11 protein-coding genes are annotated in these 16,674 nt (G+C 65.3%); 5 read left to right on the top strand and 6 right to left on the bottom strand.

Annotated features, from left to right (window positions below):
- Window positions 1-532 precede the first annotated feature (532 nt).
- From AC4ELS_RS11495 to AC4ELS_RS11505, 3 genes are all read left to right on the top strand, one after another.
- The gene (locus AC4ELS_RS11495; RefSeq protein ID WP_498889086.1) at window positions 533-2,587 is read left to right on the top strand and encodes an alpha/beta hydrolase family protein; all 2,055 of its coding nucleotides are present in this window, start codon (window positions 533-535) and stop codon (window positions 2,585-2,587) included.
- A gap of 56 nt (window positions 2,588-2,643) precedes the next feature.
- Window positions 2,644-3,405: an SDR family oxidoreductase gene (locus AC4ELS_RS11500; RefSeq protein WP_064959087.1), complete on the top strand. Its 762-nt coding sequence runs from the start codon at window positions 2,644-2,646 to the stop codon at window positions 3,403-3,405.
- A gap of 97 nt (window positions 3,406-3,502) precedes the next feature.
- Window positions 3,503-4,084, top strand: coding sequence for a DUF1707 SHOCT-like domain-containing protein (locus AC4ELS_RS11505; RefSeq protein ID WP_064882588.1), 582 nt, complete (start codon window positions 3,503-3,505; stop codon window positions 4,082-4,084).
- Between the two features lie 67 nt (window positions 4,085-4,151).
- On the opposite strand, the gene AC4ELS_RS11510 is transcribed toward AC4ELS_RS11505, so the two are convergent.
- The 6 genes from AC4ELS_RS11510 to AC4ELS_RS11535 all read right to left on the bottom strand — a co-directional run bounded on the left by AC4ELS_RS11510 (window position 4,152) and on the right by AC4ELS_RS11535 (window position 13,297).
- A complete protein-coding gene (locus AC4ELS_RS11510) occupies window positions 4,152-4,703 on the bottom strand; it encodes a hypothetical protein (RefSeq protein ID WP_064882586.1) in 552 nt (183 codons plus the stop codon).
- 248 nt (window positions 4,704-4,951) lie between these two features.
- Entirely contained in the window at window positions 4,952-6,571 is a 1,620-nt protein-coding gene (locus AC4ELS_RS11515) for a hypothetical protein (RefSeq protein WP_448441948.1), read from the bottom strand.
- A gap of 710 nt (window positions 6,572-7,281) precedes the next feature.
- The gene (locus AC4ELS_RS11520; protein ID WP_498889083.1) at window positions 7,282-8,679 is read right to left on the bottom strand and encodes a hypothetical protein; all 1,398 of its coding nucleotides are present in this window, start codon (window positions 8,677-8,679) and stop codon (window positions 7,282-7,284) included.
- A 513-nt stretch (window positions 8,680-9,192) separates the two neighbouring features.
- Window positions 9,193-9,855: a hypothetical protein gene (locus tag AC4ELS_RS11525; RefSeq protein WP_448457036.1), complete on the bottom strand. Its 663-nt coding sequence runs from the start codon at window positions 9,853-9,855 to the stop codon at window positions 9,193-9,195.
- 48 nt (window positions 9,856-9,903) lie between these two features.
- Entirely contained in the window at window positions 9,904-11,892 is a 1,989-nt protein-coding gene (locus tag AC4ELS_RS11530) for a vWA domain-containing protein (RefSeq protein WP_499047452.1), read from the bottom strand.
- A complete protein-coding gene (locus tag AC4ELS_RS11535) occupies window positions 11,885-13,297 on the bottom strand; it encodes a sigma 54-interacting transcriptional regulator (protein WP_174554252.1) in 1,413 nt (470 codons plus the stop codon). Before AC4ELS_RS11535 ends, AC4ELS_RS11530 begins: the two co-directional genes overlap by 8 nt.
- A 125-nt stretch (window positions 13,298-13,422) precedes the next feature.
- On the opposite strand from AC4ELS_RS11535, the gene AC4ELS_RS11540 reads away from it, so the two are divergent.
- Window positions 13,423-15,303: an LpqN/LpqT family lipoprotein gene (locus AC4ELS_RS11540; RefSeq protein WP_448441940.1), complete on the top strand. Its 1,881-nt coding sequence runs from the start codon at window positions 13,423-13,425 to the stop codon at window positions 15,301-15,303.
- Window positions 15,304-15,339: 36 nt separating this feature from the next.
- Window positions 15,340-16,353 (top strand): alpha/beta hydrolase, encoded by a 1,014-nt coding sequence (locus AC4ELS_RS11545; RefSeq protein WP_064959082.1) that lies wholly within the window; start codon window positions 15,340-15,342, stop codon window positions 16,351-16,353.
- Window positions 16,354-16,674: the final 321 nt, after the last annotated feature.

The raw sequence follows: 16,674 nt of genomic DNA on the forward strand, positions 1-16,674 counted from the left end.
GGCCGGCCGCGGCCCTGGACCCGCTCACTCCGGAGCGGGCGAAAGCGCGCACCGATAGGTCAATGCGCCCGCTTCGAGAAACGCAAGTGTTCTCCGAACCTCGAATATTACTGAACGACAACCTTTTCGGCGGCCCTAACAGCCGCCTCCTGCGTACCCAACCGTTCAGGTCGGAGCGCCCAACCGGCGATCGAGGCCCTTGACCCCAGTACCGAATGCCCTCACGCCGTGTTCTGGCGGGTGTCTGGCGCCTCCAAAAGTTGCATTCAATTCTGCCCCACGCTGCACTGACCGCAATGCCGTCGACCGGAACTCGCGGGTTCCGAGTCCGCCACGCCCTGCGCGTGCCCGCGGGTGAAATATCCTGCCGCATCGGCGATGCGCGTCGGGCGACGACGGATTCCGCAGCGCCGCCATCCTCCAACTGCCCGCGCGGGCGTCATCTTGGCAAATTTGCCACCAGGCAAATATGTGTTGTTACAGTGTGCAAGCATTTGTCAGCCAGATCACATATCGAAGGCGGCGCGCTTTGATGTCACAGCCCACCCCTCTCCGTCTGCACACGGCCAAAGCCGCAGCCACCGCGGCCGCCGTCGTTGCCACCACAGCAGCGCTGACCGCCGGTGTGGCGTCGTCCGCGCCGGAAGCGCTCGCGGCCCACGACCGCAGTGTGCAGGCCGAGGTCGAGCTGACCGCCGCATCAAACTCCGACATCGGAAAGATCCCCGACATCGTCGGGATCTACGGCGTCGGTCCGATCTTCTGGACCGCTCAACTTTTGGGGATCACGCCGGAGAACGTGATCAGGACAGCCGGAGGACTGACCGGCAACACCGCACTGGCCGAGACCGTCATCGGATTGCTGGATCTCCTGGACGCAATTTCGCCCATCGAGGCCGGCGTCAAGGGCCCGATGCCCGACGACGTGTACAACGCCGTGAACGACCTGGACTACACCTTCACCGGGCTCTCCAAGATGTTCGGGCTCGGCGATAACAATGCGTTCATCAACTGGATCGCCAAACACGCACCCGTCCTGAATCAGCGCCGCGACATCATCCTGTCGGAGAGTCTGGGCGGCCTCACCACATCGATGGCCTACCGCGACATGATCAACGCGGTGCAGTCCGATGACCCGGAATGGGGCGTCGGGGTGACGGGGCAGTGGCTGATCTTCGTCAACAACGTCAGTCGACCTGGTGGCGGATTGTTCGCGCTGGCAACGCCTCTCACCAACCTGTTCGGAGTGGACCTCACCACGCCGGACGCGGGCAGCTACACCAATGCCGACCAGACCAAGGTGCTCAACACCTCGATCCTCGACATCACCTGGGCCTACAACCCGCTGTCGGATGTGCCCACCACGCTGAGCCCGCTGGCCTGGGCGAACTCGCTCGCGGCCGGGGTGTTCCTCACCTACCTGCTGCCCGACGAGGGCAACAACATCGGCAACCATGTGCTGCCGAGGCTGATCACCGGCATCGGTGACGGCGTGAAGGTAATGATCGACCCGACCGGCGGCCAGGGTCTGCAGATGATCCCTGTCCTCGGCGACTTGCTGAAACTCTTCAACGTGAACGTCCTCGACTTCCCAGGCAACGCCACCTACATCACGTATGACTCGGGCAATCTGCCGTTGCTGGAGCCGTTCCGGATGGCACCGCATCTGCTCAACCTCGTTCCGGGTGTTGACATCCCGACGCCGCTGACCGACAGCATCGAGCCTGCCCTGCGCAAGCTGGTGAACATGGGCTACCAGGACGTCAACCCGGCGGATCTGGAACGCACGTTCAACGAAGCCGGTGAGCAGGCATACTTCTGGCACTCCCCGCTCACTCCGACACAACAGCTGGCGGCCAACCAAATTGTGTTCGACGCGCTGATCGACGGCATCCAGGACAACGCCCTGAACCCGGACGCGTGGGTCGCGAAACTGCCGGGCGCGAACTTGGAGCCGCTCGTGAAGAACGCCGCGTCGGTGGCAGTCGCCAAGGCCCTTTCTGACGCCTTGGAGGCCGTGCAGAAGGGCGCCGACCCGATGTTCGATGCCGTCGAGAAGGGTCTGGCCCCGGTCACCCATGCCCTCGATGACATGAACGCTCAGATGGAAACCGCCATCGACAACATGTTGAAGGTCAACGGCTCCACGACCGACAAGAAGGCGGGCACCCAGTCCGTCAATGCGCTCCCGTCGGCCGGCGCGCAGTTGAAGACGCTGAGCGTCGAAGCGACCGACACGGCCGCCGGCGCCAAGCCGACGCCCCTCAGGGACGCGCTCAACGACCTTGGTCTGGAACAGGATTCGTCGAAGGACTCCGCGCTCTCCAAGCGCGTCACGAAACTCTCCGAATCGGCCAAGACAAAGGCCAAGTCCCGCCACGCCACCGACGCGAACAATCCGCTCAAGAAGTCGGTGAAGGAAACGGTCGCCAAGGTGCGTCAAGCCGCGGAGGACACCGCCGACAAGGTGGAGAAGGCCGGCAAGGAGACCGCGAAGAAGATCGACAAGACAGCCGACGACGCCAAGGCGAAAGTCAAGGAGTCGAAGAAGCAGGCGAAGAAGGCCCCGAAGCACGCCGCAGCGTAAGACGCACCCGCGGTAATCGCTGACAGCCGCGGTGACGCGTCGGTAGCGTGGCCCACATGCCACGCACTGTGCTCGTCACCGGGGCGACCGGCAGTCTCGGCCACCATGTGGTGCCGGAGGCCATCGATGCCGGTCATCACGTCCGCGCGTTGAGCCGTCGGGAACGGGTCGGCTACACGGGTGTGCACTGGCACCAGGCCGACCTGCTGTCCCCCGGCGGGTTGGACGCCGCACTCGACGGCGTGGACGCCGTCGTCCATTGCGCCACGCAACCCACCGGCAGTAAGGACGTCCGGGCGGCCCGGAATCTGATCGAGGCCGCACGACGCAAGGGCGTCGGGCACCTCGTCTACATCTCGATCGTCGGGATCGAGGACATCCCGCTTCCTTATTACAAGACCAAACTCAGGGTCGAGCAGGCGCTCGAGACGTCGGGTGTCGGGCACTCGATCCTGCGCGCGACGCAGTTCCACGAGCTAATCGAAAAGACGTTCTCGGCACAGCGATTTTCGCCCGTTTTGTGGGCGTTGCGTGATGTCCGATTCCAGCCGATAGACACCCGCGATGTGGCCGCCAGACTGGTCGCGTTGATCGATTCCGAGCCCGCGGGGAGGGTGTCCGACATCGGCGGACCCAGCGTCCACAGTCACCCAGAATTGGGACAGATGTATCTGTCAGCACACAACAGCCTTCGTCGCGTGGCCAGACTCACCATCCCCGGGCGGATCGTCGCCGGTTACAGGTCGGGGGCCAATCTGACCCCGGAAAATGCAGTCAAAGGCGTTTCGTTCGAGGAGTACCTGGGTAGCGACCGGTAGATCACCGGCGTCGCGCGGCAGCCACTCCCGCGCCCCTGGCGACACAGTTTGGCTACTGGTCTTGCATGTGACAGCGATAGTCGTAGGCTCGACAGCGATGAGCACTTCAGCGCCGCAGGACAGGTCGATGCGGGCTGCCGACACCGACCGCATCCAGGTGGCGCAGCTGCTCACCGATGCTGCCGCCGCGGGCCGGCTGCCGATGGACGAATACGAGGACCGGCTAGCAAAGGCCTACGCCGCGGAGACCTACGACGACCTGGCCCGGCTCAGCCGCGATCTTCCGGGCGCGGTGAACTGTTCGGCCAGCCAGTGTCGCCCCGCCCCCTCGACGCTGCTGCTGGCGATCATGAGCGGGTTCGAGCGCCGTGGCCGGTGGAACGTTCCCAAGAAGCTGACGACGTTCGCCCTCTTCGGCGGTGGAGTGGTGGACCTGCGCTACGCCGACTTCACCGCACCCGACGTCGACGTCCGCACCTATTCGATCTTCGGCGGGCAGACCATCCTGGTGCCACCTGAGGTGAATGTGGATGTCGAAGGTGTGGGCGTGATGGGGAACTTCGATCACGGCGTCGACGGGGCCGGCACATCCGGGGCGCCACGCGTACACATCCGCGGGTTCTCCCTGTGGGGCAGCGTGAGCGTGAAGCGCAAGAAGCGCCGTAACCAGGTTGATTAGGCCCTGACGGCCGCTACCGACGCAAAACGGGCGGGCCCGAAGGCCCGCCCGTCTGTGTGAACTGGGATCAGTGGTTGCAGCTCGCAGCGGCGACGCACGTCAGAGCCTTGTTCGAATTGGAAGGCTTGGCGCTCGACACCTTGGCGGTGGGCCCGTCGCCGGCGATGGCCTTGGGCAGGGTGCCCGGCAGGTCCTTCTCGTCGGGGAGGAACTTGTTGCCCAGGTACTGATTCGAGTACTTCTGCGTCTGGTTGTAGTAGTACTTGCCGGCATTGACGTTCAGCTCGCCCTGGATCACGCCGTTGGTGCCCTTGCTGGGATCGGCGTAATTCCCGGTGCCGAAGTTGATGTGGTACGCCTCGCCCAGCGGGCTGTCGTCGAGCGTCTTGTTGACACCGGGGGTCTGGTTGAAGACCTTGTCGCCGACGGCCTGGGCCGCCCGGACTCCCGGCGCGGGGTTGTCGAAAGCGGGGCGGCCAACCGCGTCGCCCGACTTGCTGGAGTCAGCGGATGCCAGCCCGGTCGGCAAAGCCACCGCCAACGCACCGCCCGCGATGACACCCCCGACCAACGTCCGCGTCCGAACCGACCGCTCGGACAACTTCCGATGTTTTGCCATGCCTGTTACCTCTCGTGAGTGGCGTTGCGCCGCAGCTAGATTGGGGCCAAGAAGCTGACATTGCCACTGGCCCGCCAGCGAACCTAAGGCACCGCGACCAGGTGCGATAGGTACTGGCGCCGTTGTTCATTTGCTGTTCGGCACATGATCACGAGAATTCACAGCCCGTCCACAGCGACCATCCAAGTACGTGAAAACGCAACGGCCCCCTCCGATTTGGAGGGGGCCGTTGCGTGACAGTTCAGGCGTTACTTGTCCTTGTGACCCTTGCTGTCCTTGCTGTCCTTGCTGTCTTTGCTGTCCTTGGCGCTCTTGGCATCGGCATGCGTGTTGCCGGCCTTGGCTCCGGAATCGCTGTCGGAAGCACCCTTGGCGGTGGCACCCTTGGCAGTCTCCTGCTTGTCGGCACCGGCCTTGGTGGTGGGCTTGAACGCCTTCTCCAGATTCTTCGTGGCGTTCTCGACGAACTTCTCGCCGGCCGACTTCTTGCGCTCGGTGGTGCGCGATTTCGGAGCGAACTTGTTCGCAGTCTTGCCGGTGGCACCGGTGGCACCGGTGTCCGCCGAGTCCGCAGTGCCGGCCTTCTCCTCCGAGCTCGCCTTCTCCTCGGACTCTTCTTGTGCCGCAGTCTCTTTGACTTCCGCAGCCTCGTTGACCGTGGTCTTGGGCGTCAGGTTCAGGCCCAGATCCAGTTTCGGCAGCTCGAACTTCGGAGCCTCGGGCTTCGAGACCTCGACGACGGGTGTGGCTGCCTCGGTGCCGTCCTCAGCCGTCTCGTCGACCGTGACGTCCTCGGTCTTGAGGTCGAGAGTCTTGACGAGCTTGGACTCATCGGGCGCCTCGAGCTTCTCCACCAGCTTCTTGAACGGCGACTCGACGTCCGTCGGCAGGCTCAGCAGCTTGCTGAGGTTCGGCAGGGTCGTGGACGTCACCGAACCTGGCCCGGCTTCCACCTTCGACGTGGTCTCTTCTTGCGTCGACAGGAGGCTCAAGGTGCCGGCCTCTTCAGATGGCTCCTCGGGAGTGAGCACCGCCCTCACGGTGTCGACGATGTAGTTGACGGCGGCGGTGATGCCCGTATCGTCGCCGTACCCGAAGAAGAACGAGTTGCTCAGATCCTGCGCGAAACTGCCATCCGGAAGGTTGTCGTTCAGAATGCTGCCGACGACCATGGTGGCCCCACCGGTGAAGAACTCATCGACCCGCTTCGACAGCTGGAGGCGTTGCGTCGGGTCGAACGCATCGACGATCGAGGCGGCGACCACTGAACCGAGATAGGCGAACTCGGTGGCACCCGCCTCGAAGAAGATGTTGTCGAAAACATCGAGGGGCAGGATGTTGTCGCTGAGGTAGTACGCCAGGCCGGTGAAGCCGTCATGGCAGACCGCGCCGGTTGCGGAGCAGTTGCCCGGGTCGTAGAAGTTTTCGTTGACCTTGTTGCCCAAGGCGTTGTAGAACTGGACGCCGTCGCCCATGTCGCCGACGGTTGCGGGGATCGTGTGCGCCGCATCTTTGTAAAGGGGCTTTCCGTCCGGCCCGACCAGTGCGGTGTCCGCCGGAGTGTCCTCATCCGGGTCCAGGAGCAGAGTCCCGTCCTCGTTGAGGATGTAGCCGGGCGTCGGGGCGGGAACATAGCCCTGGTAGTAGTAGCCGCCGTAACCATCCAGGAAGGATCCCAAGGCCGCTTCCAGCGAAAGCGCCACCAGGTTGATCTGCTCGGCCGTCATGGTCCGGTGGACCGTGGCTTCCGCAGTTGAGGCGGCAACCGTGATCTCGTCACGAGGAACGAACAGCGCGGGGGTCCCGGCCACCAGCGCACCGGCGCTGAGCAGGGCCACACCAGTGGTGACGAGCGGACGGACTGCCATGTGGGTGTGGCCCCTTATCTCAAGCGCAGGACGGATTCCTGAGAATCCGTCCTGGTGTCTGCGTACTACCTTAAAAGTCCTTGAGAAGGGTAATTCCCGTCACCACCTCCCGCAACCTCTCCCGACGCGAGGCAGGAGTCGCCGGCGCACTGTCGCAGCGTCGATTTTGCGGGACGGCACCGACAAATATTTCGGCGCCTAACACGGCATTCCCGATCGATTCACTTTCAGCTAATTTCGGATACCGTCGCCGATACGCACATCTGGCACAAAAGGGCGGGTGGCCGCATACGGAATCCGTGGTGCGAACACCGAAGGCAGCGGCCGGGCACACTCTCACACCCGCCTCGGCCAGCTGGCAGCAGCCCACTCATCTCCCTAGGTCAGCGCGCATGACCCCGGCGCCGACGCACCTTCATCCGGTGCGGGCACGGCCGGGGTCACGGCTCGTTCCCGGCCGGCACGAACCTCGGCTGTCGGTGTGCCGGAAATCCCGGCCGAAAACTGGCAGTGTCCCGTCGCGAAAAGCAATGACGGGCGCCATTGAATACGCCGGCATTTCCGGGTTGAGTTCGCTGCCGACAAATGTCGGACGCACTTCGCCTTACACGGCAGTCAATATGCCCAGCTCACGGACCTGAGCGAACTTCACCGGCGGCCGTCGGACCTGAGAAGAAACTGAGATCGCACTCAGTTTTCTGGCCGCATGACTACTTGTCGCCGCCGTCGGTTCCGTTGTCCTTGCCGGCGTCGGTGGCGTTCTTGACGGCCTCGCCCAGTTTCTTCAGGAACTTGCTGCCGTTGGATTCGCCCTTCGGCTTGCCGTCACCGAAGAGGATGGGCGGCGCGACCTTGTTACCGGTCCGGGTGTCAACGCCGGTGTTGGTGCCGTCTTCGCCGGTGACTTCTTTGTCCTTGACGTTGATCTTGGGGAGGTCGGGCTTGAGTTCCGGCGCCTTGATCTCGGGCACCGTGGCGTCCGGCGTCTTGACCTCTGGGACCGTCAGGTCCGGCGTCTTGAATTCCGGCGTCTTGAATTCGGGCACCTTGAATTCCGGCGCCTTGGGAAGCTCGAACTTCGGAAGATCAAGCTTCGGAATCTCGGCGCCCAACGGAACGGTCCCACCCTCGACCGGGTTCTCGGTGTCCTTGACCGCGCCCGGATCGGTGGTGTCGAGGGTGTTGACGAGGTTCGTCTCGTCCTCGGAGGGGGCCTGGAAGGGCGACTTGAACAGCTTCTTGAACGGCGACTGCGTCGACAGGTTCAGCAGCGATGCCGGCCCCGGCAGGCTGGTGACGGACGTGCCGGTCTCCTTCTTGGCCAGCAGCATGGTGTCGCTGTTGCTCTCCTCCTCGGTCGAGAGCAGGGAAGGGCCGGAGTCGAGCGGATTGATCAGATTCGGAGTGGGAGTGGGCGTGCCCTGGGCGATCGCATCCACGACATAGGTGAACGCCGCGTAGATGCCGCTGTTGTCGCCATACCCGAAGAAGAACGAGTTGGTCAGACCGTAGGCATAGCCGTCCTGCGGCAGGTTGTCGAGCAACAGGTTGCCGATGAGTTGCGTTGCGCCACCTTCGAAGAAGTCGTCGACACGCTTGGTCAGATCCAGCCGGCCGGTCGGGTCAACCGAATCGATGGCGACGGCCACGGTGCGGATGGCCACGTGCGCCAGCTCGGTGAAGCCGCCCTCGAAGAAGATGTTGTCCACGTCGCCGAGCGGCAGGATGTTGTCGCTGAGGTAGTACGCCAGTCCGGTGAAGCCCTTCTGGCACACGGCTCCGGCGGCGGTGCAGTCACCAGGCGCATCGACCATCACCGGGTTGCCGTCGGCATCGGTGACGATCTCACCGGTGACCGGATCGATCTCGGGAACCTGGCCGGGGATGTAGATACCGCCGTACCCCTGAGTGAAGGACTGCCAGGCACCCTGCAGCGACAGCGCAAGCAGATTGATCTGGTCCTGCGTCAGCTTCGTCGGTTCCAGGGCTGCGGTCGGCGCGGCGACCGTGACGTGGTCTCGGGGCACGAACAATGCCGGAGTCGCGGCGACGACTGCAGCTGCGCTGAGAAGTGCGGCACCAGTGGTGACGAGCGGACGTACAGCCATGCGGTGGACCCCTTAACTAGAGGACGGTACGGCCGACTTGGAGATCCGCCGACGGCAACTTAGAAACTCCTGAGAATGCTAAGTCTCCACATTCACTCCCGCAACCGATAACGACAGGAAAATCATTCGCGAATCCGTTAACTACGGCTGGCAAGCGCCGGGCGAATGTAGCGACACAAAACCGCCTTTACCCGGTCGCCGATTTCCACCGCCCCCAGGCGCAGACAACTGCCCGGCGCGACCCGAACCCGCATGTATGCCCAGGTCAAATCGATGTGAATTCCACTCGCAGCGTCGTCACAGCTCTGGCGAAGGTACGCCGAATGAATCGACCTTCACCGTTTGATTGCCTTTGCAATGAATTGAAAGCACCGATCAAGAAATGTCGAATAGCGTTGCGCTACGCAAAAGTTGCATTGCCGAAGTGTCCCGCCGCCAACCGAAGCCGCGCCGCTTATTGCCAACGCAATGAATAAAGAGTTTCGCGCACACTCCGACGTCGACAAATGCCGGTCAGCGCGGCATCGCAATCCGCAATCCCGCCAACATCACCTGCGCGTCGGCCATGAAGGTGGGATTGTTGGGCGCCGTGCTCTGCGCCAACGCCACGATGTTCCAGACCTTCGCTCCGAGCGGCACCATCACCGACACGGACGTCACGTAGCTGGTCTTGCTGATCTTGTCGTCGGGCGGGGTCGTGTAGTTGACCATCAGCGCCGGGAAACCACAAATCTCGGACGGCACCTGGGTGATGTTCTGCGCGCCGATGGATTGGAAGCCCTTGATCGTGTCACTCAGCAGGTCCTTGGGCGGCCGGTCCCCGTCCGTCGCATCTCCGATCGACACCGAGATGGCTGGATTCGTCACACCGTCGGTGAGGGATTCATTACGCAGCACCAGTTTGACCGGGCCCTTGGCGAACTCAGGCACCGGCACCCAGCCCGGTGGTTGCGCGACACGCACCCGCGGCTCGTCGGGCCCGGTCCCGGGAACTTCGATCCAGGCGTCCGAGTGCAACTGCTCGCAGGTTTGGGCCTTGTAACCGGATGCTCCCGAGGGCGCTCCGGGTGGTGCGAAGCCGGCCTTCGCGGTGCCGTCGGTCATCTGCGTGCACCCGCTGAGAATCAGTCCGGCCGCCAACACGACCACACCCGCACCGCGCTTCATGACCCCCATCGCCCCCAGAGACTACGCGAGCCCGCGGCGCGCCGACTGTGTCGCAAACTAGCGCCGACGCGAGTGCAGGTAGTCGCCGACCACCGCGGCACCCAGCCCGTCGAGATCGGGCACCACGACCCGGCCCTGCACGCGACGGGCCACCTGGTCGATGAACCGGGCGAGCCCGGGGTCGGAGCCCAACCGGAAGATCGTCACCTGAGCACCGAGCCGGGCCACCTCGTCGAAACCCCGCACGGTGTGGGCGATGGTGCGGGGGTGTGGGGGGTAGTCGAAGAAGACCTCAGAGCCGTGCCCGTCCCCGAAATCTTCCAGATGGGCAGTCGGCTCGCCGTCGGTCACCACCAGCACGACCGGTTGCGCATTGGGGTGACGACGCAGATGCCGCGTCGCCAGGGCCAGCGCGTGGTGCAGATTGGTGCCCTGCTCGTACACGCCCTCCAACCCGGTCAGCTCGCCCGCGGTCACCGTGCGGGCGTACCGGCCGAAGGCGATGATCTGCAACTCATCCGAGCGGAACCGGGTGCTCACCAGATGGTTGAGCGCCAGCGCGGTGCGCTTCATCGGTAGCCAGCGGTTCTCCATCACCATCGAGAACGAGGTGTCCACCAGCAGCGCCACACACGCCTGGGTGCGGGTCTCGGTCTCGGAGATCTCGACGTCCTCGACCGCGAACCGAATCGGTCGCTCGGCGATTCCGGTACCGGCCTGGCGCAGCACCGCATTGGTGACCGTGCGGGTGACGTTCCACGGTTCGGTGTCGCCGAACTGCCAGGGGCGGGTGGCCCCGGTCAACTCCCCCGCTGCCCCGGCGCGTCGGGTGTCCCGCTCGCCGTGTCGACCCGAAAGTTGTTGCGCCACATCACGCAACGCGGTCTGGCCGAGCTGACGCATGGCCTTGGGTGAAAGACGCCACTGCCCGTCGGAACCTCGGTCGATGAAGCCCTGGTTGACCAGGGCCTTCTCCAGTTCGGACAGGGTGCGGGCGTCGATCGCGGCGTCGTCGCCGAGCTGACGGGCCAACGCCTCAAGGTCGACGTCGTCCATAGACGCCCCGGCGTAACTCTGCGACAACGCGTCGGCCAACTGCTCCAACTCGGCGATGTCGGACAGCGCCTGGGCACCCTCACCCATGCCAAGCGGATCGCCTCCCGAGAACCGCTCCGAACCGCTCCAGTCCTCACCCGGCCGGGCGGCCTGCAGGTGTGAGTCGAGCCGATTGAGCGCATTCATCAATGACGGCGAACCGAAAGCCTGCTGCGACAGGGCATCCAGCTCGGCACGCTGCTCGGCCGACAGGCTGTTGCGGAACCGCTGCGCGGCCGCGGCCCGCTTGGCCAACGAGTCCAGTAGTTCATCGATGTTCTGCGGCCCTTCGGGGAAGAACTCGCCGTGCTTGTCCATGAAGTTCTGGAAGTCCTGCGGGGTATCTTCACCGCGGGCTTGCTTGTCCAGCAGGTCGTTGAGGTCGTCGAGCATGTCGTTGACCCGCTGCCGGTCCTCGTCGGTGGCGTTCTCCAACGCCTCCTTCATTCCGGCGAAACGCTGATCCAGCATCTCGCGGCCCAGCAGATCCTTGATCTGCTCGTACTTCTGCCGCGCCTCAGGGCTGCGCCAGTCATAGTCGGCAAGTTCCTGTACCGCCTTGGCCGGTGACGGGGAAAGTGCCTCCATCTGCAATTCGCCGAACCGTGCATCATCGTCGAGCGCGCGGGCCAACTCCTTGCGCTCGGCGAGCACGGCTTCGTCGAGCAGCTTCTTGATCTCCTGCAGCGTCCCGTCAAGGTTGTGCCGCTGCAACAACTCCCGGCGTTTCCGATTGGCCTCAGCCGCCAGGCGGTCGGTGCCGCGCATACCCTCGGTGCCGCGACGCATCAGCTCCGAGAGCGCGCGGCGCGGCGAGCTGCCCTCCATGACGCTCTGACCGATCTGCTCGAGCGCGTCGCGCAGATCGATCGGTGGTGCCAGCGGATCCGGGCCACCGGTGTATCGCGAATAGCGCGAGGTGTGCCCGTGTCCCCGACCGGGATCAGCCATAGACCGTCTCGCCCTCCCCCGTCACCTTGTCCACCCGCTTGGCCAGATACAGCGCCTCCAAAGCCAATTCGATGGCCGCGGCGCGCTGACCGACCGACACCGCACCCAGCCGGGAGGCGAGCGCGTCGACCACGGCCAGATCGGGCAGCGCAGCCAGGACGTCCTTGGCCGACACCCGCTCCCCGGTGGTCACCGGCGAGCCCTCCTCGACCGCAGCCACCAACGGGGCGACGTCGATACCGCCCAGCAGCCGCTGCGCGGTATCGGCGGTGGCACGTCGCAGCAGGTGCTCCAGCACCGCCTGCTCACGTCCCTCCTCGCCCGTCTCGAACTCCAACTTGCCGCGCAGCACGTCGATCACGGTGGCCAGATCGACCACCCGTGCCACCGGATCGTCCTCGCCGAGAATCGCGGAGCGGTGCCGCGCCGAGGCCGCCACCGTCTCGGCAGCGGCGATCGCGAAGCGGGCCGACACACCGGACCGTTGGTCGATCGAACTCGATTCACGCAGATTGCGGGCGAACCGGGCCAGCACGCCGAGCAGGTAATCCGGGACCTCGGCGGCCAACTGGGCCTCCTGGCGGATCACCCCGACCTCGTCGTCGATCTCCAACGGGTAGTGCGTACGGATCTCGGCGCCGAACCGGTCCTTGAGCGGGGTGATGATCCGGCCGCGGTTCGTGTAGTCCTCGGGGTTGGCGCTCGCGACGACGAGAACGTCGAGCGGCAACCGCAACGTGTAGCCGCGGACCTGAATGTCGCGCTCCTCCATCACGTTGAGCATCGACACCTGAATCCGCTCGGCCAGATCGGGCAGCTCGTTGACGGCCACGATGCCGCGGTGGGCCCGTGGGATCAGCCCGTAGGCGATCGTTTCCGGGTCACCCAGGCTGCGCCCCTCGGCCACCTTGATCGGATCGATGTCGCCCACGAGGTCGGCCACGCTGGTGTCCGGAGTGGCCAGCTTCTCGGTGTAGCGCTCACTGCGGTGCCGCCACTCGATCGGAAGGTCCTCGCCGGAATCGGCGGCTCGGCGGATCGACTCGGGCGTGATCGGGCTGAAGGGGTGCTCACCCAATTCGGACCCGGCGATCACCGGCGTCCATTCATCGAGCAGCCCCGTTAACGCCCGCAGCAGCCGCGTCTTGCCCTGGCCGCGCTCACCGAGCAGCACCACGTCGTGTCCGGCGATCAACGCCCGCTCCAACTGCGGGATCACCGTGTCTTGAAAGCCGAGAATCCCAGACCAAGGGTCCCGGCGATCGGCAAGTGCGGACAGCAGGTTCTCGCGAATTTCGGCTTTGACGCCCCGTTCACGGTGGCCGGAGGCGCGCAGCTCGCCGACGGTACGGGGCAGATCGCCGGAGCCGGGCTGCCGGCGACCATCGTTTTTGGGTTGGCTCACCACTCCACGCTACGACTGAACCCGCCCGCGCACATCGCCACCCGGCAGAACTAGCATCCGGCGCGTGGAAGCCACTCCCCCGGCATAGTCGTTGCGTGAGCGTTGCTACCGGTAGTCTGCGCTCCATGCCGTTGGCTAGCGGTCAGGAATTCGCAGGGTTCACCATCGTGCGGTTGGTGGGCACTGGTGGCATGGGCGAGGTCTATTTGGCGTCCCACCCGCGGTTACCCCGCGAGGACGCTCTCAAAGTGCTGCCCATCAGTGTCAGCTCCGACAACGAATTCCGGCAGCGGTTCATCCGCGAGGCGGACATGGCGGCCACGCTGTGGCATCCGCACATCGTGGGCGTGCACGACCGCGGCGAATTCGAGGGCCGGTTGTGGATCTCGATGGATTTCGTCGACGGGCACGACGCGGCCAAGCTTCTGCACGACCAGTACCCCAAGGGCATGCCGGCCGAAGATGTCATCGAGGTCGTCACCGCCGTCGGCGACGCACTGGACTACGCGCACCAGCGCAAGCTGCTGCACCGCGACGTGAAACCCGCCAACATCCTGCTGACCAGCAAACAGGGTTCCAAGCGCCGCATCATGCTGACCGACTTCGGCATCGCACGGCGCGCCGACGAGGTCAACGGGCTCACCTCGACCAACATCACCGTGGGCTCGATGTCCTACACCGCGCCCGAACAGTTGATGGGACAGCCCCTCGACGGCCGGGCCGACCAGTACTCGCTCGCCGCTACGGCGTACCGCCTGTTCACCGGTACTCCGCCGTTCGCGCACAGCAACCCTGCCGTGGTGATCAGCCACCACCTGAACTCCCCGCCACCGAAGCTGGCTGACACGAAACCCGAACTGGCCGTGTTCGATTCGGTGATGGCCAAGGCGCTGTCCAAGGACGCCAAGGACCGTTACGACACCTGCCACGACTTCGCCGTCGCGCTGGCCGAGGCGGCCACCGGAACCACCCCCGAGGTGCGTACGCCGACTCCGGCCCACGAGCCGGCGCCGCCCACCACGCCCCTGATCATCCCGAAGCCGGTGAACCCGCCGCCGGCGCCCGTCTCGCCGACGCCACTCTCGCCGTCGAACCCGCGGCAGGCACCGCCGTCAGAACCGCCGGTGTTCACCTCGTCGTGGGCAGGCAACGAAAACTCCTCGCGCCAACCCGTCGCGAGCAATACGCCGGTCGGCATGCAGGGCCTCAGCGGGCCGTCGGGACCGCCCGGGCCGGTGGGGCCGCCGCAGACCAACTTCGGGCCGCCGCCGTTGCCGCACACCCCGATCCCGAAGAAGTCGACCAACCGGCGCAATGTCGTCCTGGCTGCGGCCGCGATCGCCGGGGTGGTCCTGCTCATCGGTGGCATCGTCTTCGCCGTCACCTCCGGAGGCGAAGAAGACATCCCAGGCGGCGACACCACGTCCGCGACCGCCACCGATGCCTCCGGCGAGAAGACCACAACCGCCCCCAAGGCACCCGCACACGCCTTCACCATTGCCGACTACATCAAGCAGAGTGGCCTCGTCGAAACGCCGGTCCACCGCGGCGATCCGGGCGCACCGGTGTTCAACTGGCCGACTCCGCCCGGCTGGATCGACGCAGGCACCCGCACACCGGCCTGGGCGTACTCGGCGATGGTCAACGACCCGACAAACCCGCCGGATCCGCCGTCGGTCATCTCGCTGATCTCCAAGCTGACCGGTGACGTCGATCCCAACAAGCTGCTCGAGTTCGCCCCCAACGAACTGCAGAACCTGGCGGAGTACAAGGCGAATGGTGACGTGACGCGCGGGGAGATCAGCGGATTCCCCTCGGTCCACCTGGCCGGCTCGTACGCGAAGGCCGAACAGCGGCGAGCGATCACCCAGACCACCATCGTGATCCAGGCGCCCGGCGCGGTGTACGTGCTGCAGATCAACGCCGACGCGCTGGAACGCGACAGGAGCGCGTTGACCGACGTCAACAAGGCGATCGAAGCCCAGGCCACCGTCACCCTGCCCTGATCCGAGCGATTTCAGGTACCCGGTACCCTAGGTACCGTGAATTCGCTCGATTGGCGTAGCCGGCCGGCCACCGTGCACTTCGGCCCCGCATCCTTGCAGTCCAGAGCACTCGGCTGGACCACCGCGATCTTCGTCCGCCCATTGCTGGGTCTGCTGACCCTGATCGGAATGGGCATCAACCGCGTCGCCCCTGCGGTGCTGCAGCGTGCACACCTCGACGTCATCGACCGGCCGCTGCGGTTCATCAAGCCGCTGCCCGGCACCGAGGTGACACCGGTGGCGCTGCCCAACTGCCCGGCCGAATGGGTGATCGCCCCCGAGGCCCGCGACTCCGACCGGGTGATCGTCTACCTGCACGGCTCGGCGCTGGTGACCCTCGGCCTCAACTCGCACCGCCGCTTCGTGTCGAAGCTTTCCGCGGCCACCGGGGCGCGCGTGCTCAACGTCGGCTACCGCCTGGCCCCGCAGGCCGACATCGAGGACGCCGTGGCCGACGGGCTCGACGGCTACCGCCTGGCGCTGTCGCTCGGGTTCGCACCCAATCGAATTGTCCTGGCCGGGGACTCGGCCGGCGGACTGATGGCCGCCGACACCGCCCTGGCGGCCCGCGACGCCGGGCTGCCGGTTCCCGCCGGGCAGGTCCTGCTCTCACCGCTGACCTCGTCCGACATGGACCTGAAATACCGTGCGCTGCAAGAGCATCGCGACGTGATGTTCCCGTTCATGACCGTGAAGTTCATCTACGACGTGTTCGCCACGGTCAACGGCACCCGGCCCACGCCGGTGATGCCGCCTGAGGCGGACCTGCACGGGCTCGGCCCGTTCCTGCTCCAGGTGGGCACTCACGAGATGCTGCTCAACGACGCCTTCGCCCTGGCCGACAAGCTGCAGGCCGCCGGTGTTCCGGCGTGGGTCCAGGTGTGGGACAGGGCTATGCACATGTTCCAGCTGAGCTTCGACATCAACCCCGACGCGCGGCACGCCGTCGAGGAGATCACGTCGTTCATCGCGTACGCGACCGCTGAGGTCGAGGACGAGGCGAGCGCGTAAGGGCTGCCGTTTGGCGGCTCGAATGCGACGCCGCGCCTCGCCATGGCGCGCCTGCACCTCGCCATGGCGCGCCTGCACCTCGCCTGCGCAGTGCGCCCCGCCATCGCGCCGTTTTCTACGTGTGGGCTGTTGATCTCACGGTCCAGCAACCCTGGTGTAGAAAACCGTGAACTGCCCGGCCAGACGTCCGCGCCGTTTTCTACGCCTGGGCTGCAGACCTTGTCTCAAAGTCAAGTGGTTAGCGCAACATCGGCTATGCGGCTTGGTTGATGAGGGTGGCGAGGCGTTGGGCGGGGGTGTCGTAGTCCAGGGTGGGCCGGG

The sequence above is a fragment of the Mycobacterium shunyiense genome, assembly GCF_058270035.1.